The organism is Thiocystis violacea, from assembly GCF_016583575.1.
Classification (GTDB): domain Bacteria; phylum Pseudomonadota; class Gammaproteobacteria; order Chromatiales; family Chromatiaceae; genus Thiocystis; species Thiocystis violacea.
On record NZ_NRRG01000037.1, the window covers coordinates 1 to 19901 of the forward strand.

Sequence of the window (19901 nt, forward strand, 5' to 3'; positions counted from 1 at the left end):
CCCCGCCCTTCGGCGCGACGATGAGCGCGACACAGGCCAATCCAGGGTTCGATGCTAACCCTACCCTGGCGATCGGCGACCTGATCCGGCAGACCGGCACGGCGACGAGTCGCTCGATCGCGAGCGGCGGGGAAGGCTGAGGCTCTTGTCCGGGGCCCGTGACGACTTGGCTCCCGAGGTTGCCGATGACCCGGCGGTCCTGGAAACGGGTTCGCGACCGTCTCGGCATCCTTCCACGTTGACCCGACCGGGGATCTACCAGGCGATCGGCTCGCCCTGTCGAAAGAACCCGCCGCTCGGTCCATCGTCCGGGAGGGTCGCGGCCCAGACGATCCCGCGCGCGCCCTCTTCCACCGCCAGGTAGGCATTGGGACCGCCCATATCGGTGCGCACCCAACCGGGACAGACCGAGTTCACCTTGACGGTGGTGCCGTTCAACTCATCGGCGAGGATCCGGGTCAGAGCGTTGAGCGAAACCTTCGACAGTCGATAGCCGGGGCAGCCACCGTTCATTTCGGCAAGCTGGCCCATGCCCGAGGAGACGTTGACCACCCGGCCGCGCCCCGCCATCAGCGGGATCAAGGCCTGGCAGAGCCGCAAAGGTCCCAGGGTATTGGTCTCGAACGACTCCCGAACCCGCGCGAGGTCGGTCCGGAAGACGCTGGCCTCCGGGGTTCCAGGAGCCGGATCGCCGAAAATCCCGGCGTTGTTCACCAGAACATCGAGTCGGCCGATTCCTCGCACCGTTTCGGCTAGGGCGCGGACGGACGCCTCGTCGGTGATGTCCAGGGGATGAAAGCGGATCGACCCTCCTTGAGTCGTCAGCGCTTCCGCGGCGGCGCGGCCATCGGGCTCGCGCCGCGCCGTAAGGAGAACCAGATAGCCCAAGGCCGCGAGCTGACGGCTGGTTTCCAGACCCAGGCCGCGGTTGGCCCCGGTGACAACGGCGACAGGCGGTTCGGACACGGCAATCTCCGGCGTATGGATCGGGCGTAATGGGACACATAGGGCACGCGATCCAGGGACTCAAGCGCTGAGCCCATTTCCCGGGGCTCGCGATCGACCCATGGCTGATAGGCTGAGCGTTGGGTAGTGCCCTAATCTATAGGATGAGAAGAATTATTTATCGTTATTGGCCAAAGACTTACGCAGACCTTCATCCTATAGATTGGGGCACTGCCACAAGTGGATGAGGTTCTGTTATCCGAAAATCCCAGACGTAATCACGTTCTGCTCGCCACAATCCAATTTACCCCATTGATCGTGTGTGTCAATTCATGGAGACGCAATGAAATGGGATATGCTGATCGTTCGTGGCAGGGCAATATGAGGTAATGGTATGGGTCTACCCCCAGTGGCAGGGTAGCTCCGCCGCGTACCGAGGAGCCTCCTTGAGATAGTCGAGGAAGGTGCTCGTGACGACCGACAAGCGCTTGCCGGCGGGATAGACGACGAACCAATGGCGGACGATCGGGAATCCCTCGACGTCCAAGATCGCGAACTGGCCCATGGGTGCGTCGAGCGTCAGGGTGTGGCGCGATAGGACGGACAGGCCCAGCCCACCCACGATGGCCTGCTTGATGGCCTCGTTGCTGCCAAGCTCCATGCGCACGTTCAGCCGTAAGCCGCGATCGGCGAAGATCCGCTCGAGGGCCGCGCGGGTTCCCGAGCCCTGCTCTCGCACCAGAAATGGCTCTTGGGCGACGCGCTCGAGCGTGATCTTCTGCTCGCCGACCAGCGGGTGCCGGGCGGGTGCGAGCACGACCAGTGGGTTTTCGAGAAAGGCCTCCGCCACGATGTCGAGGTCCTCCGGCGGTCGGCCAAGGATATAGAGATCGTCCTCGTTGGCGGCGAGGCGCTCCAGCACATGCTCGCGGTTGGCGACCTTCAGCGACACCTCGATCCCTGGGTACTGCTGCCAGAAAGGCCCGAGCAGGCGTGGCGCGAAGTACTTCGCGGTTGTCACCACGGCAATCTTGAGCCGGCCCTGCTTCAGGCCCTTCAGGTCGGCGAGCGTCATCTCGAAGCGCTCGAAATGGTCCAGCAGCTCGTGGGTGAATCCTTGGAGCGCGCGGCCGGCGTCCGTCAGATACATCTTCTTGCCCACCTGCTCGCACAGCGGCAAGCCAACCGCGTCCGTGAGCTTCTTGATCTGCATCGAGACTGTGGGCTGCGTAAGGTGAAGCTCTTCGGCGGCGCGCGTAAAGCTGCCGAGCCGGGCGATGGCCTCGAACACTTCGAGCTGACGCAGGGTACTGTGGCGCATCGTGGCTTCCAGAATCATGATAGATGATCGTCTATCGTAGCAATCAAAAGAATTGACTGTTATCGATGCTTTCCCTTTGGCACCCTCTCATCACGCGCTGCGGTCGACCTGACGTCTGCGCTTGCGATCCGAATCTTGGGAGGCACCCAGGTCTTGAGCGGGATCACCGAACGACGTTTTCGCCACACTAAGCAAACACGCCATTGGGGACAGTTATGGGTAAGTTCGAAACCAACATCGACGCCAAGCCGCGCTACTCCGCCGGTGTCATCCCTTACAAAAAAATGGGCTACTGGGAGCCCGACTACCGTCCGAAAGACACGGATGTGATCGCGCTGTTCCGCATCACGCCCCAGGAAGGGGTCGACCCAGAAGAGGCCGCCGCAGCGGTTGCCGGCGAATCCTCCACGGCGACCTGGACCGTGGTCTGGACGGACAGACTGACCGCCTGCGAACTGTATCGCGCCAAGGCCTACCGAGTGGATCCGGTGCCGAATACCGGAGCCGGCACAGCCATTGACGCGCAATATTTCGCGTATATCGCCTACGACCTGGACCTGTTCGAGCCCGGCTCCATCGCCAACCTCACCGCCTCCATCATCGGCAACGTCTTCGGCTTCAAGGCGGTGAAGGCGTTGCGCCTGGAGGACATGCGCCTGCCGGTCGCCTACCTCAAGACCTTCCAGGGGCCGGCCACCGGGATCGTGGTGGAGCGCGAGCGCTTGGACAAGTTCGGCCGACCGCTGCTCGGCGCGACCACCAAGCCGAAGCTCGGTCTGTCCGGGCGCAACTATGGGCGCGTCGTCTACGAGGCGCTCAAGGGCGGGCTCGACTTCGTGAAGGACGACGAGAACATCAACTCGCAGCCCTTCATGCACTGGCGCGATCGCTTCCTTTACTGCATGGAGGCGGTGAACCGAGCGTCAGCCGCCACCGGCGAGGTCAAGGGGCACTATCTGAACGTCACCGCCGGCACCATGGACGAGATGATCGAGCGCGCCGACTTCGCCAAGAACCTGGGCTCGGCGATCGTGATGATCGACCTGGTCATCGGCTACACCGCGATCCAGAGCATGGCCAAATGGGCGCGCAATCACGACATGATCCTGCACCTGCACCGCGCGGGGAACTCAACGTACTCACGCCAGAAGAACCACGGGATGAACTTCCGCGTCATCTGCAAATGGATGCGCATGGCCGGTGTCGACCACATCCATGCCGGGACCGTCGTCGGCAAGCTCGAGGGCGATCCGCTGATGATCAAGGGCTTCTATGACACCCTGCGCGAAACCCGCACGGAGATGTCGCTGGAGCACGGCCTGTTCTTCGATCAGGACTGGGCCTCGCTCAACAAGGTCATGCCGGTGGCCTCCGGCGGCATCCATGCCGGTCAGATGCACCAGTTGATTCACTACCTGGGTGAGGACGTGGTGCTTCAGTTCGGCGGCGGCACCATCGGGCACCCAGACGGCATCCAGGCGGGTGCCATCGCCAATCGCGTGGCGCTGGAGACCATGATTCTGGCGCGCAACGAGGGCCGCGATTATCTGAAAGAAGGCCCGGAGATCCTGGAAGCGGCGGCCAAGTGGTGCAGCCCGCTACGGGCCGCGCTGGAGACCTGGAAGGACATCACCTTCAACTACGCGTCGACGGACACTGCGGACTTCGTGCCCACGGCCACCGCCAGCGTCTAAGCAAACCTGCCAGGAGCACTCATCATGATGACCAATCACGGCAACCGCGTCACGCAGGGCCAGTTCTCCTTCCTGCCCGATCTCAGTGACGAGCAGATCACCGCGCAGATCAAGTACGCGCTCAAGAACGGCTGGGCCGTCAATGTGGAGTACACGGACGATCCGCATCCGCGCAACACCTATTGGGAAATGTTCGGCATGCCCATGTTCGATCTCAAAGACCCTGCGGGGATCCTCATGGAGATCAACCACTGTCGCGAGACCTTCCCAAACCACTATGTCCGGGTGACGGCGTTCGACAGCACGCGGGGCTGGGAATCGCCGCGCATGTCCTTCATCGTCAATCGACCGGACAAGGAGCCGGGCTTCCGACTGGTCCGAGAAGAGCGCGGCGGGCGCAGCATGGGCTACACCATCGCCCCCTACGCCGCCGACCGGCCGGAAGGCGAGCGCTACTGACGCCGTCGCATAGCGTCGGCTGGGCGGGGCTCGCGAAGCCCAGCGTTGCGGGGGAGGCTGGGCTTCGTCAGCCCCGCCTAGCCCCTCTGAGCTGTCTGAACATTCAGCGGAGCGATCCATGGGTAAGAGTGACGATGCCGTCGCGGCCATCGTGTCGCGCCACGCTCAAGAGGACGGAGTGGTCGATCTTGAGGCCGAATTCAGGGCGTCGAACATCCAGGAAGTGCTCGACACGCTCGACCGCGAGCTCATCGGCTTGATGCCGATCAAGACGCGCATCCGCGAGATCGCGGCCCTTCTGCTCGTCGAGCGGTTGCGCAAGCAGTTCGCGCTGACCTCCGAGACCCCGACGCTGCACATGTGCTTCACCGGCAACCCGGGCACCGGCAAGACGACGGTCGCGATGCGCATGGGCGAGATTCTCAAGCGTCTGGGCTACGTCCGCGAAGGCCATCTGGTGACCGTCACACGCGATGACCTGGTCGGCCAGTACATCGGCCACACCGCGCCCAAGACCAAGGAGGTGATCAAGAAGGCCATGGGCGGCGTCCTCTTCATTGACGAGGCCTACTACCTCTACAAGCCGGAAAACGAGCGCGACTATGGCGCCGAGTCGATCGAAATCCTGCTGCAGATCATGGAGAACCATCGCGACGATCTGGTCGTGATCCTGGCCGGCTACAAGGACAAGATGGACCAGTTCTTCATGAGCAATCCCGGCATGCGCTCACGCATCGCCCATCATCTCGACTTTCCGGACTACAGCGCGGACGAGTTGATGGCGATCACGAAGCTGATGCTCGCGGATCAAAGCTATCGCCTCAGCCCGGAGGCGGAGCGGGCCTTGGCCGAATACGTTCCGCTGCGGATGGCGCTGCCGCACTTCGCCAACGCACGCTCCATCCGCAATGCGCTGGACCGTGCGCGCTTGCGTCACGCCAACCGCCTCTTCGCGGCACGCAGCCAGGCACTCACCCGGAGCGACCTCATGACGATCGAAGCCGCCGACATCCGCGCCAGTCGCGTGTTTCGCGAAGGCACGCCGGACGGAGTGCCCGCCGCCGTCGGGCTCGTCACTGGGCAGGGGGATTTGAGATGACGGCGATGCCGCGCTTACCCGCTCTGCGGTCCTTCCCCAAAACGGTCGATGCCCAGTGCTACAACCGCGTGCGTTTGGCGCTGCGTCGGTTGGGTTGTCCGCTCCGGGTCTTCCTACCCCAGCTCCGCGGTCTAGAGGCCATTCTCGAAGATCGCCGCTGGCTGTGCGTTGACAGGCGACACGACGATCTTCCCCTCTTGGCGTGGCTCGATTTTGGAGTCGCCGGACGCGACGCTGTCCTGGAGCCGATCGCGTGCCGGATCGAGCTTTACACCTGGCAATCCGGGCTCATCATGGGTCCTGCGCTGGAGGCGCTCGATCAGGCCACGCATGAGGCGCTCACCCATTCGCCTCTTCGGCCGCCGGGCTCACCGCGGATCGTTGATTTGAAGGAGCGGCGAAGGGAATCCGCTGGGAGAGGCACCAGACTTTAGCCTCGCCCAATCCGGCCCGAACGCCTGTTTGGGCGTGCTCTATGACGGGTTTTCGCCTCAGCATGTAAAGCCCAAGGGCATAAGCGCGGGTTTCGATCGGGCCAGCACTCATTCAGGTTTCCTTTCCGGAGGCCGGACGCACGTTAACCAGTCACGGGGTCTCCGCCGGAATCTGGATGACGGCTGTCCTGTGTCCTTTCGACCATCGCCAAGACCGGACGATGAGGGCGGTCACCCCTTCCGGCAACTTACTACTTGGAGGAGCCGCACCAATGAATCTTCCGACACTCGTATCAGGTCGTTGCTGCGGGGGACCGGTCATGGCACTCTCGCTAGGCTTGATCTCCTTCGGCGCCGCTTTCTCCTTCCTGTCTGCCGCCGCATTGGGCATGGCCTTCACAGGCATAGGGCTCGCAACGCTCGCTCTCTGCTGGTGGCTCGGTCAAACCCGCTGTGCCCCCACACGAACGGGTACCCCGAACGGCCCCCAACGGCCCAGATAGGGGTTTGCTCGCGATACGTGTGAATTCTTGGCGTCTGTCCAAGACGTTCCGATTGAATGACATAGGGTCTCTGAACGGTGTACTACGGGTGCACTGCCCAGAAACCGCGTTTGCGCCTTCCAAAGCGAAGACCAAAACAGCAACTATCTATTTTCACTTGGAAAACTTTTTGGACGGACGCTTAGAAACGAGACGGGTGAGGGTGGAGCACAGGCGCTTGCGGTTGTAGAACGGGTCTGATCAGGATACGTGCAAACTTCTGCAAGCTCGGTCAGCGTTCACCTACTCACCAACCTCGCGCAGGAGACTCTGCACGATCTCGTCGGAGGCGTAGAGCCCGGTCTCCCGTAGCTTCTGGATGATTGGTCCTGCGCGATCGATCAGTCCCGCGACCTTCGCTCGACCCACGATCCCCAAGGTTCCGATGATCGCAAGCCCCATGGCCTTCGCGCAGCGTCGGGCCTGCAAGTCGTCGATGACTACCCGGTCTGCGGAATGTGTAACGGCGTGGCTGATGACTTGGGTCTCACCAGCACCGAGGTCCCAGCTGAGGATGTTCGCTGGCGGGATTTCGTCGTCTACGACGATTGCAAACTCGAGTGCCGTCAATGTTTGGACCGACCGCTCACCGTCTGGTTTGGCGCTGACCTCTCGGATCACGGATCGGGGCACGGCGATCTGCCCCGCCAAGGCTCCGAGCAGATGGATTTGATCGACCTTGCCGAGCAAGATCAGCGGCGAAGCGTTGATGACCGAGCGACTAGGCACCATGGATCTCGCCGGCGAGTTCGTCTTCCGTGACTTGGCAGGCCGGGACCTTGCGGCGGCGGAGTTCCTCCAAGAATTCCGCTCGGGTCAGCTCGGCGAGCTCGGCCGCTTTCCCCTGCGAGACGATCCCTTGTGCGTACCACTGAACCGCCGCAGCGATGCGCATCTCTTGCGCAAACTCTCCGGGCGCTAGGCGCAATGCGCCGAAGGCCGACGCATCGAAGTCGAAGGTGATCGTCGTTGTCATGGCTTCGCCCACGGTTGTCACTGGTTCAGGTTGCGGATTCAAGGTCCTGGATTCGAGGCTGGTCCGTGCACGACACGTTGCACAGTGCTGACGCCAATTCCGAGTTCGATGGCGATCTTCTTGATGCCTTTGCCTTGCGAACGTTTTACTCGGATGCGCTCCTCGACGATCTCCGACGTGCGTGGTCGCCCAAGGGTCTTGCCCTGCGCCCGCGCTCGTTCCAGGCCGGCACGAACCCGCTCGCGAATCATGGCCCGCTCGAACTCGGCGAATACCCCGCACATCTGGAACATGGCCTTGCCGGTCGCCGTCGTGGTGTCGATACCCTGTTGGTGCAGGTACAGATCGATGCCCTTGGCCTGAAGATCGGACAGCAGCGCCACGAGTTGCTGCAGCGATCGTCCCAGGCGATCCACTGACCAGGCCATCACCAGATCGATCTCCCTCCGCACGATGGCGTCGTAGAGCCGGTCGTATCCCGGTCGCCGATCCCGTCCCTTCGCACCGCTGATGCCGTGGTCGATGTACTCGGCGGAGACGTGCCAGGCCATGCGCTCGGCGACGGCCCGCAATTCTTGGAGCTGGTTGTCGGGTGTTTGTTCGCCGGTCGAGACCCGCGCGTAGATGGCCACCGGCTTCGTCATGATCCTGAGCTTATACGAAAAACAGTTGGTTTTGGTACCCTCGGCGGCCCTCGCGTAAGCCCCTGAAATGCTGAGGCGCAGATCGGCCGATCTCGCTGGGGTTTTCCGTACCCCAGACCGGAGGGTTCAGCACGCATGGCATCGATCGTGCGCACCGCCTACCCGCGGTTCTCCCAAGAGCTCAGTGACCAGGAGCTCGACGCCCGCTTCGGCCCGACCGTTGAGGAAACCGAGCTGACGCTTTCGCAGAGTCAGGGCGATGAGGCGCGGCTGACGTTTCTCGTCCTGCTCAAGTCCAGACAACAGCTCAGCGACTTCCCGTTGCTGGACGAAGTGCCTGGGCAAATCGTCGCATTACTTGATCACCACGGGGCTTACCCGCGCGCCGTGCACGGCCCTCGACGCGCGGCTCGAGGTTGCGCCGGGGGAGAGCGTCTCACCCATGGCGCGGTTCAAGGAATCGCCCGGGCCGGCGACCTTGCAGCACATCCCCGGACTACCGGCCTCGCGTTTCGCGCTTCCATGGCCGGCAGCGAACGTCGGGGATCACTACTTCCAAGTCCACACCGAGGCCAACTACCGCGACCTGGACGTCGCCGCCGGCGGCCCGGTGGTGCGGGAGATTTCCGGCGTCTTCGACCGCTTCTGGAACGGCCACTGGTCGGTACCCATCGGCGCCCTGGTGGACCGGCCCGCTACCCAAGCGGATCTACAGCAGGCCCGGACGACCCTGCGCGAGCGCATCGCGGCAGACGACTATCCCTATCCGATCGATCAGGACGCCGCCGAGTTCAAGTCGATCCTGCGGATCATCGACGTTCAATGAATCCGCCGCGAGATCCTCTTCGACCATCCGCAACACGGCTTCCAGCAATGCCTCGCGCGGAAAGTCGTTATGGTTGACGAGGGTGGAGCCGAGCGCCGGATGCGAGCGAGCCATCGGCACCGCCAGTGCCCAATGGTCCGCATTGAGGTAGTACACCGTTCCAGCTTATTTTGCGTCTCCGTGCCGACTGCGAGCTACCGTTCCCGGCACTGAGTGTGTCGGCATGCTGCCGGAACGGCAGCAAAATTAGACGGAATGAGGTAGTAGCCCATCAACGCGCTGCCAGGGATGACTTGGTCGAAGAACAGCACTTGACTGTCGTTGCGGGCATCCACCCGGCTCAGTTTCCGGTAGCTGGACTTGAGCACCGAGGAGATACGCTCGGGTTGCGGAAAGGTCACCAGCGAGTAATACGGCAATCCTGGGGGCAGCGGATGTTGTGCCAGCCAGGCCTGGCGGGTTCCCGGACGCAGGCTCTCGACCGCGCCGCCGTCGCCGGGCGGGCAGCGCGCGCCGGGCCAGTGTTGCAGCAAGGCCAGTTGTGACTGCTCGGCGTCATTGGCCAGTGGCGAGCCGCCGACCGCGCCCGCGACGCTGACGATGGCGGCCACCCGCGTGCGGATCTCTGGGTAGGACACCAGCGCCTCCAGGATGTCCGGTGCCCCCTTGGAGTAGCCGATCAGGACCAACCGCGGCGCTTCGCTCCCTAACGCCATCGGCATGAGGGCGTCGCGGATTTGGCGTGCATTGTGGGCGCTGCTCGACAATCCGCCCACCTTCAAGGTGATCTGGTCATAGCCGAAGTGGCGAACGTGCGCGGCGCCGCTGTGCTTGAGGTCGAGCCAGTCGGAGAAGCAGTCCCACCCGATGCCGGGCACCACAGCAGCGACCAGTCGGCGTCTCGATGGCCCCAGCGTCACCGGCGCACCCGTCCCCGCCGGCTCGGTTCCGTCGCGGGTGAGCGCCTCGTCGCAGGGTCGGTCATCCGGCAATGCGGTTCCGTGCTTCGTCAAGACCGCGCAGAAGATTTCCCGAAAACGCCCCCGTTGGTCCTGAATGCCAGCGTGGGAAGCCGGCATCAGGACGAGCGGCGGGAGGGCATGAGCGGTGGTGTCGAACAGCCGCTCAGGAGGATGGCCGACAGCAGCGCAAGCCGTGGGATCAGAACGTCTCTGTGCGCCCAACACAACCATCGCCTCCCGCCGCGAGAGATTCCCGCCGTCCGCTGTCGATGGTGACCGTAAGACATTGGCATTTCCCCCTTGGCGGGACACGACGGCGCTTCCGAAGCGGTCCCCAACCGAACCAGTCTTCGGCAAACGACGGCGCGATCGTCACCGGGAGCCGCACGATGATCCCGAAGCCGAGGGCAACGAGGCACATTAAGCCAAGAGTGTAGAGGCCAGAGATGATCCGCCCCGGTTCGAGACCCAAGGCCCGCGCACTCGTCAAGACCGGCGACGCTCTCGCGACCAACGACTATCTTTGGGGGAAGACCCATCGGGTTGTTGATCGGGCCGCGACAGGGGGATCGTCAACCGACTGAGATCGCCTCGTGCTGGGCTTTCCAGACGATCCCGAGGCGGGTCTCATCTTCTTCCTCTCCGCTTCCGAGGTCATCCCCATGTTGTGCTCACGCCCTCGTACCTTCGCCCTCTCCTGGCTCTGGCTCCCGATTGCGATGGCCCTCGCCCCGCTGCTGGCGGCGCAGGAGCCGGAGTCCGCGCCGCCGCCGGTCGAGGAGCCGGACGACCCCATCCTGACTCAGGCACTCACCCCCTGGCGCGGTGATCTGGACGGGATCCGGAAGCGGGGCCTGCTCCGCGTCGCCATCCCCTATGGCCTCCTCACCTACTTCATGGATGGGCCGGATCAGCGGGGCCTGACCTATGACAGCGTCATGGCCTTCGAGCCCTTCCTCAAGCAGCGGCTCGGCCGGGAGGCGGGCAACCTCACCCTGGTGATCCTGCCCACCAACCGCGCCCGGCTGCTGCCGATGGTGACGGAAGGTCTGGCCGACCTGGCGGCGGGCACCATCACGGTCACGGAGGGGCGCCGCGCCCTGGTGGACTTCAGCGAGCCGATCCATACCAGGATCCGCGAGGTGATCGTCACCGGCCCCGCGGCACCCGAGGTCAGGACGGCGGAGGACCTGCTCGCGTCGGCGGTGTACCTGCGCCGCTCCACCAGCTTCTTCGAGCACCTCACCGCCCTCAACGCCCAGCGGGTCACGGCCGGTAAGGCGCCCTATCCGGTGGTCGAGGTGGATGAGCATCTCACCGACGACGACCTGATCGAGATGGTCGGGACCGGGATCATCCCCGCCACCATCACCGACGAGCCGGCGGCCCAGCTCTTCGCCCAGGTCTTCGACAAGGTGCGCGTGCGCGACGACCTGGTGCTGGCCTCCGACCAGCACATCGCCTGGGCCATGCGCCAGGACAGCCCTCAGCTCAAGGCCGTGGTGAACGCCTACATCGCCGAGGCGCGCAAGGGCACCAAGCTGGGCAATATCCTGCTCACCCGCTATCTCAAGAATACGGAGTGGGCGAAGAACGCCCTCGCCCCCGAGGACCGGGAACGGTTCAATGCGGTGGTGGAACTGCTGAAGACCTATGCCGGCAGGTACGACTTCGACTGGCTCATGATCGCCGCCCAGGGCTATCAGGAGTCCCGTCTCGACCAGCGCAAGCGCAGCCCCGTCGGGGCCGTCGGCGTGATGCAGGTCATGCCCGCGACCGCGCGGGACCCCAAGGTGGGCATCCCGGAGATCCATCGGCAGGAGCCCAACATCCATGCCGGCGTGAAGTATCTGCGCCTGCTGCGCGACCGCTATTTCAACGATCCGGCCTTATCAGCCCTGGATCAGACCCTGTTCAGCTTTGCCGCCTACAACGCCGGCCCCGGCAACATCGCCAAAGCGCGCAAGCGCGCCGCGACGCTCGGGCTCGACCCCAATGTCTGGCTCGATCACGTGGAGATCGCGGCGGCCAAGGTGGTGAGCCGCGAGCCGGTCGTCTACGTGCGCAACATCTACAAGTACTACGTGGCCTACAAGCTGCTGAGCGAAGGCAATGTTGACTGACGATCCCGAGCCGCACCCAACGTGAGGAGATCCAGATGCTCCAGCAGAAAGCGTTCGTGGCCAATGCCCTTGAGGCGACCGTCCGCATCGGCATCCTGTTGCTGCTGGCAGCCTGGTGCTTCAGCATCGTCCAGCCATTCGTCATCCCCCTCGTCTGGGGGATCATCATCGCGGTGGCGCAGTACCCCGGCTATCTCAAACTGCGTGCCTGGCTCGGCGGACGCGGGACAACCGCGGCCACCCTGACGGCGGTGCTCGATCTCCTGGTGCTGCTGGTCCCGGCGGTGATGCTCAGCGGCACCCTGTTGGACGGCGCCCAGGGTCTCGCCAAGGGCTTGCAGGAAGGCACCCTCGCCGTGCCGCCGCCGCCCGAGTCGGTGCAGGGATGGCCTCTGGTCGGTGAGCCGCTCAGTGCCTTCTGGGACCAGGCGTCCCGGAACCTGACCGAGACGGCGGCCAAGCTCGCCCCCCAGCTCAAGGCCGCCGCGGGTTGGCTGCTGTCCACTGCGGTGGGGGCGGGGTTCAGCGTCCTGCAGTTCATCATCGCCATCCTCATCGCGGGCGCGCTGCTGGCCCATGCGGACGCCTCCGCTGAATTCGCCCGGGCCGTCGCGGCGCGCCTGGCGGGCGAGAAAGGCGCGGAGCTCGCCAGACTCTCGGAGACCATCGTGCGCAGCGTCACCAAGGGCATCCTGGGGGTGGCGCTGATCCAGGCCATCCTGGCGGGGATCGGCTTCATGGTCATGGGCATCCCCGCCGCCGGGCTCTGGGCGCTGCTGTGTCTGCTGCTCAGCACGGTGCAGATCGGCATCTTTCCGATCACCCTGCCGATCCTGATCTACGTCTTCGCGACGGCCGACACGGTGCCGGCGGTGCTCTTCCTCGTCTGGAGCCTCATCGTCGGCAGCCTGGACAACGTGCTCAAGCCCCTGGTGCTGGGTCGCGGCGTACAGGTGCCCATGGCGGTGATCTTCGTGGGCGCCATTGGCGGCTTCATCACCTCCGGCATCATCGGACTGTTCGTCGGCGCGGTGGTTCTGGCGCTTGGCTACAAGCTGCTCCTGGCCTGGGTCTATGAGCGGCCCGAGGAATCGGCCGTGTAGGGGTGAACGGCCCCAAGCCTCAACCCAAACCCGAGGCCCCGCCGACCAGGCGCGCGAACGCCTCACGTTTCACTGGCTTCGGCTATAGTGTGTTCGCACGGTCTCCATTCAGCGGGGTTCAGTCAGATGATGTCCTGGTCGCTGCGCTGGTCCAAGCTTCTGTCCTCGCTCGTCTGCGCTGGTTCACTGTCGCTCCCGCTTGGCCCACCCGCGAACGCGGGGGATGTGCTGGACGCGCTCACGTCGCGCGGGGTCTTGAACTGCGGGGTCAGCGAGGGCATCCCCGGCTTTTCCGAGCGCGATGCCGCCGGACGCTGGCAAGGATTCGATGTCGATGTCTGCCGCGCCGTGGCTGCCGCCGCGCTGGGCGACGCCGAAGCGGTTGCGTTCGTGCCCTTGCGCGCCTCGACCCGCTTTCCCGCCCTGCAAGCGCGCAAGATCGATCTGCTGCTGCGCAACACCTCCTGGACCCTGACCCGCGAGGCGATCCTCAAACTCCAGTTTCCGGCGGTGCTCCTTTACGACGGACAGGGCTTCATGGTGCCGGCTGACTCGCCGGTCCGCGCTCCCTCGGAGCTTGCTGGGGCGACGGTCTGCATCGAGAAGGGCACCACGCACGAACGCAACCTGCGCGACTATTTCGGTCTGCGCGACCTTCCGGTGACCCCCTTGGCGATCGATTCCGCTACGGGTGTGGCGGACGCCTTCCGCACCGGGCGCTGTCAGTCCTACAGCGCGGATGTCTCGCAACTGGCCGCCGCGCGCTCGCGTCTCCCCGGTGGTCGTCAGTCCTGGCGAATTTTGGATGAGCGGATTTCCAAGGAGCCGCTGGCGCCCGTGGTTTGGGGTGGCGACCAGGAATGGACGACTCTGGTGCGCTGGGTGATCCATACGCTGATCCTGGCCGAGGAGTGGGGCGCCACCCAGGCCAACCTGGACCAGGTGCTCGCCGAGGGGCGCACCCCCTTGTCGCGGCTCTCGCACGACGAGCGCGCCCTACTCGCACGGACCCTGGGCCTCACCCCAGGCTGGGCCGCGCGCGCCGTCAAGGCCGTCGGCAACTATGGCGAGTTGTTCGAGCGCCACCTGGGGCCGGACAGCCCGCTCGGTCTCGAGCGCGGACTGAACCGGCTTTGGACCCAGGGCGGGCTGCTCTACGCCCCCTCCATCGACTGACGCGCGAGGCACCGAACGATGAGCACGCTACAGATCTGGCTGATCGTGGGGATCTTCGCCGGCGTGATCCTGCTGATCGCGTTCGACATCCTGGACATGATGGTGGCGGCCCTGCTCGGGGTCTGTCTGCTGATCGTGCTGGGTCTGCTCGACCGCCATGACCTGCAGGAGGCGTCCAAGGTCGCGGGTGGGCCGCTCGCGCTCCTGTTCGGGGGCATGGTGGTCGCGCGCGTACTCGCCAAAACGGGTGTTTTCGAGCGGATCGGCGCGCGCTTTCTGTACGCCACCGGCGGCAGCGGCAAACGCTTCCTGCTCCTCCTGGTCGCGCTGGTGGCCCCCGTGTGCGCCCTGTTGCCCAATGCCACCGCCGTGATCCTGCTCGCCCCCATCATCATCGGCGTGGCACGCGCGCTCAAGGTGGACATCGTCGCCCCCATGATCCTGGCCGCGCTGGTCAGCAACTCCGCCGGCATGCTGACCCTGGTCGGCGATCCGGCCACCTTCCTGGTCGGCAGCGCCATCGGTCTCTCCTTCACCCAGTATCTTCAGCAGGTGAGCCTGGGTGGTCTGCTGGCGGTGCTGGTGATCCTGCCGCTCCTGCCACGACTCATGCCGGACATCTGGCGGCTACGCGCGACCCTGCCGCCCAAGGCCTCGGCCCCGCGCATCGAGCGTAAGGGTTTCGTGACCTTCGCCCTCCTAGTGCTGGTCGTCATGGTGGTGCTCTTTTTGATCGGCGAGACACTGCCGAGTCGCATCGTACCGCCGGCGGTCGCCATCATCGGCGCCACCCTGGCCCTGCTGGTCATCTATGGCGCCCATGTCGAGCCGGTGGACGCGGTGCTGCGCGACGTCGATTGGAAGACCCTGGTCTTCCTCGGCGCCATTTTCGTCCTGGTCCAGGCCTTCACCAAGACCGGGCTGCTCCAAGGGCTGTCGCTGCAACTCTACGCCTGGTTCGGCGCCGACCTGACCCTGGTCGCGCTGTTGCTGCTCGCCGGGATCGGAATGCTCTCCAGCCTGCTGGCCAACATCCCGGTGGTCGCCGCCGCGCTGGTCATGACCAAGGGCTATCTGGTGGCCGCCGAGGCGGTGCCCGAGGTCGCGCTCGCCGCCGGCTTCACCGACTGGCCAGCGGCGACCCTGCCGGTTTTCATCGCCATGATGTTCGGCGCCACGCTCGGCGGCAACGCCACCCTGGTCGGCGCCTCGGCCAACATCGTCAGCGTCGGCATCTGCGCCAGTCAGGGCGAGCGGGTGAGCTTCGCGCGCTTTGCGCGTTATGGTGTGCCCATCACGGTGGTGCAGCTCGGTGTCGGGGCGCTCTATGTGGGCGCGATGATGGTTCTTTAAGGGCGGACGCATGAATCTCTTTCAATCCAGTTTCGGCCGCGAGACGCGCCAGCGTTACCGGAATCACTCATCGAGAGGGCCATCGAGCGCGCGGTCGATGGCACGGATTCGCGCGATCTTCAAAGAGCCGCTCTCCCTTGATCTGGCCTGACTCCCAGAGAGCAACAGGGCGCGTGCGCGAGCACCTGCGGGCGCCCCGCGCTGCCGCCGTCGCCGGCATCCTGTTTTCGCTCCTGCTGATGGCCAGCGTCCTGCTGCTCCGCCAAGCGGTCCCGGCCGATCCGCTGGAGGCGGGTGCCTGGCTCGCGACCCGTGCCGACACGGTGGCGCTGGCGCTCAATCTCGTGCCCTTTGCCGGCATCGCCTTTCTCTGGTTCATCGGCGTGTTGCGCGATCGGTTGGGCGAACGGGAAGATCGTTTCTTCGCGACCGTCTTCCTCGGCAGCGGACTCCTGTTCCTCGCCCTGCTCTTCTTCTCGGCCGCCGTCGCTGGTGGACTTATCATCGCGCATACGTCCGAGCCGGATCGACTGGTCGGTTCGACCGCCTTCGCACTCGGGCGCGCCATCACCTACGAGATCATGAACGTCTATGCCGTCAAGATGGCGGGCGTGTTCATGATCGTCACCTCGACCCTGGCCCTGCGCACCCGATTCCTGGCGCGCTGGATCGCCGTCCTGGGATATCCGTTGGCCCTGCTGCTCCTGTTCAGTGGCCGCCACATCGAGGGCATCCTGCTGGTCTTTCCCGTCTGGGTGCTGCTCATCAGTCTCTATATCCTGATCGACAATCGCCGTGGGACTGGCCATGACGACTAACCGCGATCCGGCGCATGCCAATCAAGGGCACGTTTGGGGGACGCTGATCCAGGCCATCCTGGCGTGGATCGGCTTGATGGTCTGGATCAGGCACCCGGCTCGTTCTTCAACGCCTGTTCGGTGATCTCCCTGTAGAGATGGACCGCGCGGGCATAGAGCTTCTCGAACTCGGGCCGCTTGTCGATGTAGGGCTTGATGTGCTCGGCATCCTCGATCACATGCTTGAGGTGGTCGATGTCGGCGTCGTCGAGCGGCTCGCCGCGGTCGACCTTGGCCTTGATGTCGAGCGCGCGCGGGAGCCGGAACTTCTCGAAGCGTTCGAGGATGGTGACGATCACGCCTTCTTCGTGTGAGATCTCGCTCATGGTCTCCTCCGGGGCAGGATGTTGAAGAGAAGTTGACCCCGTCCGCCGTGGCGCTGGCACCCGACGAAAACGCGGTGCCTGGGCAGGTCGGACAGGGTGAGATGGCGGTGCCACATGCCGTACCAGTCGCGGTTTAGACCGGAATGGGTACGGCATGCAGCCCCCAGATCTCCCGCGCGTACTCCGCAATGGCGCGGTCGGAGGAGAACTTGCCGCTCCGGGCGCAGTTGAGGATCGACATCTGCGTCCACGGCTCCTGGTCCGCCCAGGCGGCGCTGACGCGTTCCTGGCAGGCGACATAGGCGGCATAGTCGGCGAGCACCAGGAAGGGATCCGACTGGGCCAGGTTCTAGACCAGGGGGCGGAAGACCTCGGAGTCGCCGCCGGAGAAATGCCCGCTGCCGATCAGCGCCATGACGGCTCCCAGCTCGGCGTTGCCGGTCAGAGAGTCGGCGGGCCGATAGCCCTCGCCCTGGAGACGCGCGACCTCGTCGGCGGTGCGTCCGAACAGGAAGAAATTGTCCGCGCCGACCTCTTCGCGCATCTCGACATTGGCCCCGTCGAGCGTACCGATGGTGATTGACACACGAGGGGCAATTGTCCGCTGAGGACGCGAGTTCAAGGCCGGTTTTCGACAATCGCCCGGTCAGCCGCGGCTAATGCGTCGTCAAGCGAGGCGTATTTCTCCTCCCCTTCCCAGACCATCCCGCCTAGATCGAGTATCCGGATGAGCGAACGGCTGTACTCGTCACGTCCGATTTCGATCCAACCATCGTGCTCATGAATCCAGGCCGCGAGATTCGGATAACGCGTCTCAAACATCTCTGCCATGGTCGGGTTTTCCCCAAATGTCGGACCGTCGATATTCAGTCTGAAATCAAACCGGTGGAGCGACCATCAACCGGAGTATTCTGCGCACGTTGGCTCGTTCCCAAGATCCGAGCGAGTGGATGTTGCCTGGAGCTGATCCTGCGGTTGCCGCCCTCCCGCAACGCGACAGCAGACGGCCAGGGCCGCGCAGCAGGGCCAGCAACAATAGGCGGTCTTCGGGCAGGCGCGCGCCGCGCGTCTTGAAGGCCGCAGACGCAACATCCAATGAGCCAGTAGCCGGTCGCGGTCTGGTCGGGAGACATCATGTCTGGCTTACACATGCGATCCTGGTGGGTGATGGCCTCGTTGCTGCTGCTCGCCGGCTGCGCCACCCGCCCGATCAATCCGCCGATCACCCAGACCGACCCGGGCGCCGGCTACCGTTTCGAGACGCGCCAGGCGCGGGACAGAAACCAGGAGAACCTGGTCATCCTCGCCTTCTCGGGCGGAGGCACGCGCGCCGCCGCCTTCTCGTATGGCGTCCTGGAGTTCCTGCGGCGCACCGAGGTGGTCGGACCGCAGGGCCACAAGGTCCGCCTGCTCGACGCGGTGGATGTCATCACCGGCGTGTCGGGCGGGAGCTTCACGGCGCTTGCCTATGGTCTCTACGGAGACAAGCTGTTCGACGACTACGAACAACGCTTCCTCAAGCGCGATGTGCAGGGCGAGATCATCGCGCGCACCTTCAGTCCCTCTAATTGGGGCAAGCTGGGGGCGACGGGCTGGGGTCGTTCCGAATTGGCGGCCGAACTCTACGACGAAATCCTGTTCAACGGTGCCACATTCGGTGATCTCAACCGGGGCAAGGGTCCGCTGATCCTGGCGTCGGCCACCGACATCTCGACCGGCTCCCGTTTCGTCTTCAACCAGCGCGTCTTCGACGTCGTTTGCTCGGATCTCAATGCGGTCCGGCTCTCCCGCGCCGCAGCCGCCTCGTCGGCGGTACCCGTGGTGCTCTCGCCGGTCACGATCAATAACTATGGCGGTACCTGTCAGTCGATCCCACCCAGTTGGGTGAAGCCATTCCTCGACTCCGACAACCCGCCCCGGCCCGCCGCACGGGCGATTCGCTCGCTCAAGGCGGAACAGACCTTTCGCGATAGCGTCCATCGGCCCTACCTGCATCTCGTCGACGGCGGCATATCGGACAACGTGGGCATGCGCGCGGTGCTCGATTCGCTGGAAATCCTCGAGGCGTTGCACGATGCCGGTCTGCCATCACCGATCGACAGTGCGCGCCGGATCATCGTGATCAGCGTCAATTCACTGTCGTCGCCTCCGACCAACTGGGACGCGTCGGAGGCCCCGCCCGGCACCGTGGACATTCTGCTCAAAGCCGCCGGCACGCCGATCGACGCCTTTTCCTACGAGGCGGTCGAGCTGCTGAGAGACACGGCCGCGCGGTGGCAAACGTTGCGCCGGATCCGCAACTCGGCCGCCTATGCGGCCAACAAGGATCCGGCAGTCGCCGCCGCGTTGCGCGTTCCCGAAGCCGAGATCTACGCCATCGATGTGTCGTTCCCCCTGCTGAAGGACAAGGCGGAGCTGGACTATCTGAATCAGCAGCCGACGTCGTTCGTATTGCCCCCCGAGGCCGTCGATCGCCTGCGCGCGGCAGCGGGAACCATCATCATGGACTCGCCGGAATTCAAGCGATTGCTCAAGGACGTCGGCGCCAGAGTCGTGGCGGCACCACCGGCGACGGGAAGTCCAGCGACGGTGCATTAGAGCGGCAAACGGCCCACGTCGGCGAAGGCAAGGGTGCTCTGCGAGTCAGCGAACAGGGATGGGGCGAGCCCGGCCTCCGCGATCAATTGGCCTGGATCAAGGCCCATCTCCGTCAGCAACGCGGGCATCACGAGGAGAGGCAGAACAAGCCGTCATGTCATAGACCGCCATTTCGTGAAACGCCAGCCATGACGCGACCTGTCGGAACAGATCTGTTTCTCGACACGGCGGGAATAACCTCGACAAGGCCCAGAAAGCGGCGTTGAAAATGCCCGGTAAAGACGGTCGGAAAACTGATTCAACCGAAAACCATGACGACACGGTTTCCGACAGGCACATGGCGGTTCATGACAGCGGTGTTGGGTCTACCTCAACGTGATGGCTCCACGAGTGCTTTTAACGCGCTGGGTTAAAGCCATCGCTTGAGTGGCTGTCATGATTCTAGCGCATGACATGTTACCAT

General features: G+C 64.4%; 19 protein-coding genes and 1 pseudogene. 10 read left to right on the forward strand and 10 right to left on the reverse strand.

All coding sequences use genetic code 11. The features are described from left to right. Positions 1-255: 255 nt before the first annotated feature. Positions 256-966: an SDR family NAD(P)-dependent oxidoreductase gene (locus tag CKO27_RS16205; protein ID WP_200375954.1), complete on the reverse strand. Its 711-nt coding sequence runs from the start codon at positions 964-966 to the stop codon at positions 256-258. Positions 967-1345: 379 nt separating this feature from the next. Beyond that, entirely contained in the window at positions 1346-2284 is a 939-nt protein-coding gene (locus tag CKO27_RS16210; RefSeq protein ID WP_276570172.1) for a LysR family transcriptional regulator, read from the reverse strand. A gap of 197 nt (positions 2285-2481) precedes the next feature. Between CKO27_RS16210 and CKO27_RS16215 the strand changes: the two genes are divergently transcribed. From CKO27_RS16215 to cbbX, 3 genes are all read left to right on the forward strand, one after another. Next, entirely contained in the window at positions 2482-3960 is a 1479-nt protein-coding gene (locus tag CKO27_RS16215; protein ID WP_200375955.1) for a ribulose-bisphosphate carboxylase large subunit, read from the forward strand. A 24-nt stretch (positions 3961-3984) separates the two neighbouring features. After that, the gene (locus tag CKO27_RS16220) at positions 3985-4419 is read left to right on the forward strand and encodes a ribulose bisphosphate carboxylase small subunit (RefSeq protein ID WP_200375956.1); all 435 of its coding nucleotides are present in this window, start codon (positions 3985-3987) and stop codon (positions 4417-4419) included. A 118-nt stretch (positions 4420-4537) separates the two neighbouring features. Further along, entirely contained in the window at positions 4538-5518 is a 981-nt protein-coding gene (gene cbbX / locus CKO27_RS16225) for a CbbX protein (protein ID WP_200375957.1), read from the forward strand. A gap of 131 nt (positions 5519-5649) precedes the next feature. Here the strand turns inward: cbbX and CKO27_RS16230 are convergent, their stop codons facing one another. From CKO27_RS16230 to CKO27_RS16245, 4 genes are all read right to left on the reverse strand, one after another. Continuing rightward, a complete protein-coding gene (locus CKO27_RS16230) occupies positions 5650-5850 on the reverse strand; it encodes a hypothetical protein (RefSeq protein WP_200375958.1) in 201 nt (66 codons plus the stop codon). A gap of 887 nt (positions 5851-6737) precedes the next feature. Next, a complete protein-coding gene (locus CKO27_RS16235) occupies positions 6738-7226 on the reverse strand; it encodes a PIN domain-containing protein (protein ID WP_200375959.1) in 489 nt (162 codons plus the stop codon). Next, positions 7216-7470 (reverse strand): UPF0175 family protein, encoded by a 255-nt coding sequence (locus CKO27_RS16240; protein WP_200375960.1) that lies wholly within the window; start codon positions 7468-7470, stop codon positions 7216-7218. Before CKO27_RS16240 ends, CKO27_RS16235 begins: the two co-directional genes overlap by 11 nt. Before the next feature lie 38 nt (positions 7471-7508). Continuing rightward, entirely contained in the window at positions 7509-8114 is a 606-nt protein-coding gene (locus tag CKO27_RS16245; protein WP_200375961.1) for a recombinase family protein, read from the reverse strand. A gap of 442 nt (positions 8115-8556) precedes the next feature. On the opposite strand from CKO27_RS16245, the gene CKO27_RS16250 reads away from it, so the two are divergent. After that, positions 8557-8940, forward strand: a complete 384-nt coding sequence (locus CKO27_RS16250; protein WP_200375962.1) for a phospholipase D-like domain-containing protein — start codon at positions 8557-8559, stop codon at positions 8938-8940. Positions 8941-9134: 194 nt separating this feature from the next. Here CKO27_RS16250 and CKO27_RS16255 read toward each other — a convergent pair whose 3' ends face one another. After that, a complete protein-coding gene (locus tag CKO27_RS16255; RefSeq protein ID WP_200375963.1) occupies positions 9135-9953 on the reverse strand; it encodes a hypothetical protein in 819 nt (272 codons plus the stop codon). Positions 9954-10495: 542 nt separating this feature from the next. On the opposite strand from CKO27_RS16255, the gene CKO27_RS16260 reads away from it, so the two are divergent. From CKO27_RS16260 to CKO27_RS16280, 5 genes are all read left to right on the forward strand, one after another. Continuing rightward, positions 10496-12025 (forward strand): transglycosylase SLT domain-containing protein, encoded by a 1530-nt coding sequence (locus CKO27_RS16260; RefSeq protein WP_200375964.1) that lies wholly within the window; start codon positions 10496-10498, stop codon positions 12023-12025. A 35-nt stretch (positions 12026-12060) separates the two neighbouring features. Further along, positions 12061-13128 (forward strand): AI-2E family transporter, encoded by a 1068-nt coding sequence (locus CKO27_RS16265; RefSeq protein WP_200375965.1) that lies wholly within the window; start codon positions 12061-12063, stop codon positions 13126-13128. 126 nt (positions 13129-13254) lie between these two features. Further along, entirely contained in the window at positions 13255-14304 is a 1050-nt protein-coding gene (locus CKO27_RS16270) for an amino acid ABC transporter substrate-binding protein (RefSeq protein ID WP_200375966.1), read from the forward strand. A gap of 18 nt (positions 14305-14322) precedes the next feature. After that, complete coding sequence (locus CKO27_RS16275) at positions 14323-15657, forward strand: ArsB/NhaD family transporter (RefSeq protein ID WP_200375967.1); 1335 nt, start codon at positions 14323-14325, stop codon at positions 15655-15657. Positions 15658-15830: 173 nt separating this feature from the next. After that, complete coding sequence (locus tag CKO27_RS16280; RefSeq protein WP_200375968.1) at positions 15831-16475, forward strand: hypothetical protein; 645 nt, start codon at positions 15831-15833, stop codon at positions 16473-16475. A gap of 86 nt (positions 16476-16561) precedes the next feature. On the opposite strand, the gene CKO27_RS16285 is transcribed toward CKO27_RS16280, so the two are convergent. From CKO27_RS16285 to CKO27_RS16295, 3 genes and pseudogenes are all read right to left on the reverse strand, one after another. Continuing rightward, positions 16562-16840 (reverse strand): hypothetical protein, encoded by a 279-nt coding sequence (locus tag CKO27_RS16285; protein ID WP_200375969.1) that lies wholly within the window; start codon positions 16838-16840, stop codon positions 16562-16564. Positions 16841-16973: 133 nt separating this feature from the next. Further along, positions 16974-17426 (reverse strand): annotated as a pseudogene (locus CKO27_RS16290) (glycogen/starch/alpha-glucan phosphorylase). A 32-nt stretch (positions 17427-17458) separates the two neighbouring features. Then, positions 17459-17671 carry a hypothetical protein gene (locus CKO27_RS16295; protein ID WP_200375970.1) on the reverse strand — a complete coding sequence of 71 codons (213 nt, stop codon included), beginning with the start codon at positions 17669-17671 and terminating at the stop codon, positions 17459-17461. Positions 17672-17974: 303 nt separating this feature from the next. On the opposite strand from CKO27_RS16295, the gene CKO27_RS16300 reads away from it, so the two are divergent. Then, the gene (locus CKO27_RS16300; protein WP_200375971.1) at positions 17975-19438 is read left to right on the forward strand and encodes a patatin-like phospholipase family protein; all 1464 of its coding nucleotides are present in this window, start codon (positions 17975-17977) and stop codon (positions 19436-19438) included. Positions 19439-19901: the final 463 nt, after the last annotated feature.

Coding starts and splice junctions, on each gene's coding strand:
- CKO27_RS16210 (WP_276570172.1), bottom strand. CDS start 2,284: ATGATTCTGGAAGCCACGATGCGCCACAGTACCCTGCGTCAGCTCGAA.
- CKO27_RS16215 (WP_200375955.1), top strand. CDS start 2,482: ATGGGTAAGTTCGAAACCAACATCGACGCCAAGCCGCGCTACTCCGCC.
- CKO27_RS16220 (WP_200375956.1), top strand. CDS start 3,985: ATGATGACCAATCACGGCAACCGCGTCACGCAGGGCCAGTTCTCCTTC.
- cbbX (WP_200375957.1), top strand. CDS start 4,538: ATGGGTAAGAGTGACGATGCCGTCGCGGCCATCGTGTCGCGCCACGCT.
- CKO27_RS16230 (WP_200375958.1), bottom strand. CDS start 5,850: ATGCGTGGCCTGATCGAGCGCCTCCAGCGCAGGACCCATGATGAGCCC.
- CKO27_RS16235 (WP_200375959.1), bottom strand. CDS start 7,226: ATGGTGCCTAGTCGCTCGGTCATCAACGCTTCGCCGCTGATCTTGCTC.
- CKO27_RS16240 (WP_200375960.1), bottom strand. CDS start 7,470: ATGACAACGACGATCACCTTCGACTTCGATGCGTCGGCCTTCGGCGCA.
- CKO27_RS16245 (WP_200375961.1), bottom strand. CDS start 8,114: ATGACGAAGCCGGTGGCCATCTACGCGCGGGTCTCGACCGGCGAACAA.
- CKO27_RS16250 (WP_200375962.1), top strand. CDS start 8,557: ATGGCGCGGTTCAAGGAATCGCCCGGGCCGGCGACCTTGCAGCACATC.
- CKO27_RS16265 (WP_200375965.1), top strand. CDS start 12,061: ATGCTCCAGCAGAAAGCGTTCGTGGCCAATGCCCTTGAGGCGACCGTC.
- CKO27_RS16270 (WP_200375966.1), top strand. CDS start 13,255: ATGATGTCCTGGTCGCTGCGCTGGTCCAAGCTTCTGTCCTCGCTCGTC.
- CKO27_RS16275 (WP_200375967.1), top strand. CDS start 14,323: ATGAGCACGCTACAGATCTGGCTGATCGTGGGGATCTTCGCCGGCGTG.
- CKO27_RS16285 (WP_200375969.1), bottom strand. CDS start 16,840: ATGAGCGAGATCTCACACGAAGAAGGCGTGATCGTCACCATCCTCGAA.
- CKO27_RS16295 (WP_200375970.1), bottom strand. CDS start 17,671: ATGGCAGAGATGTTTGAGACGCGTTATCCGAATCTCGCGGCCTGGATT.
- CKO27_RS16300 (WP_200375971.1), top strand. CDS start 17,975: ATGTCTGGCTTACACATGCGATCCTGGTGGGTGATGGCCTCGTTGCTG.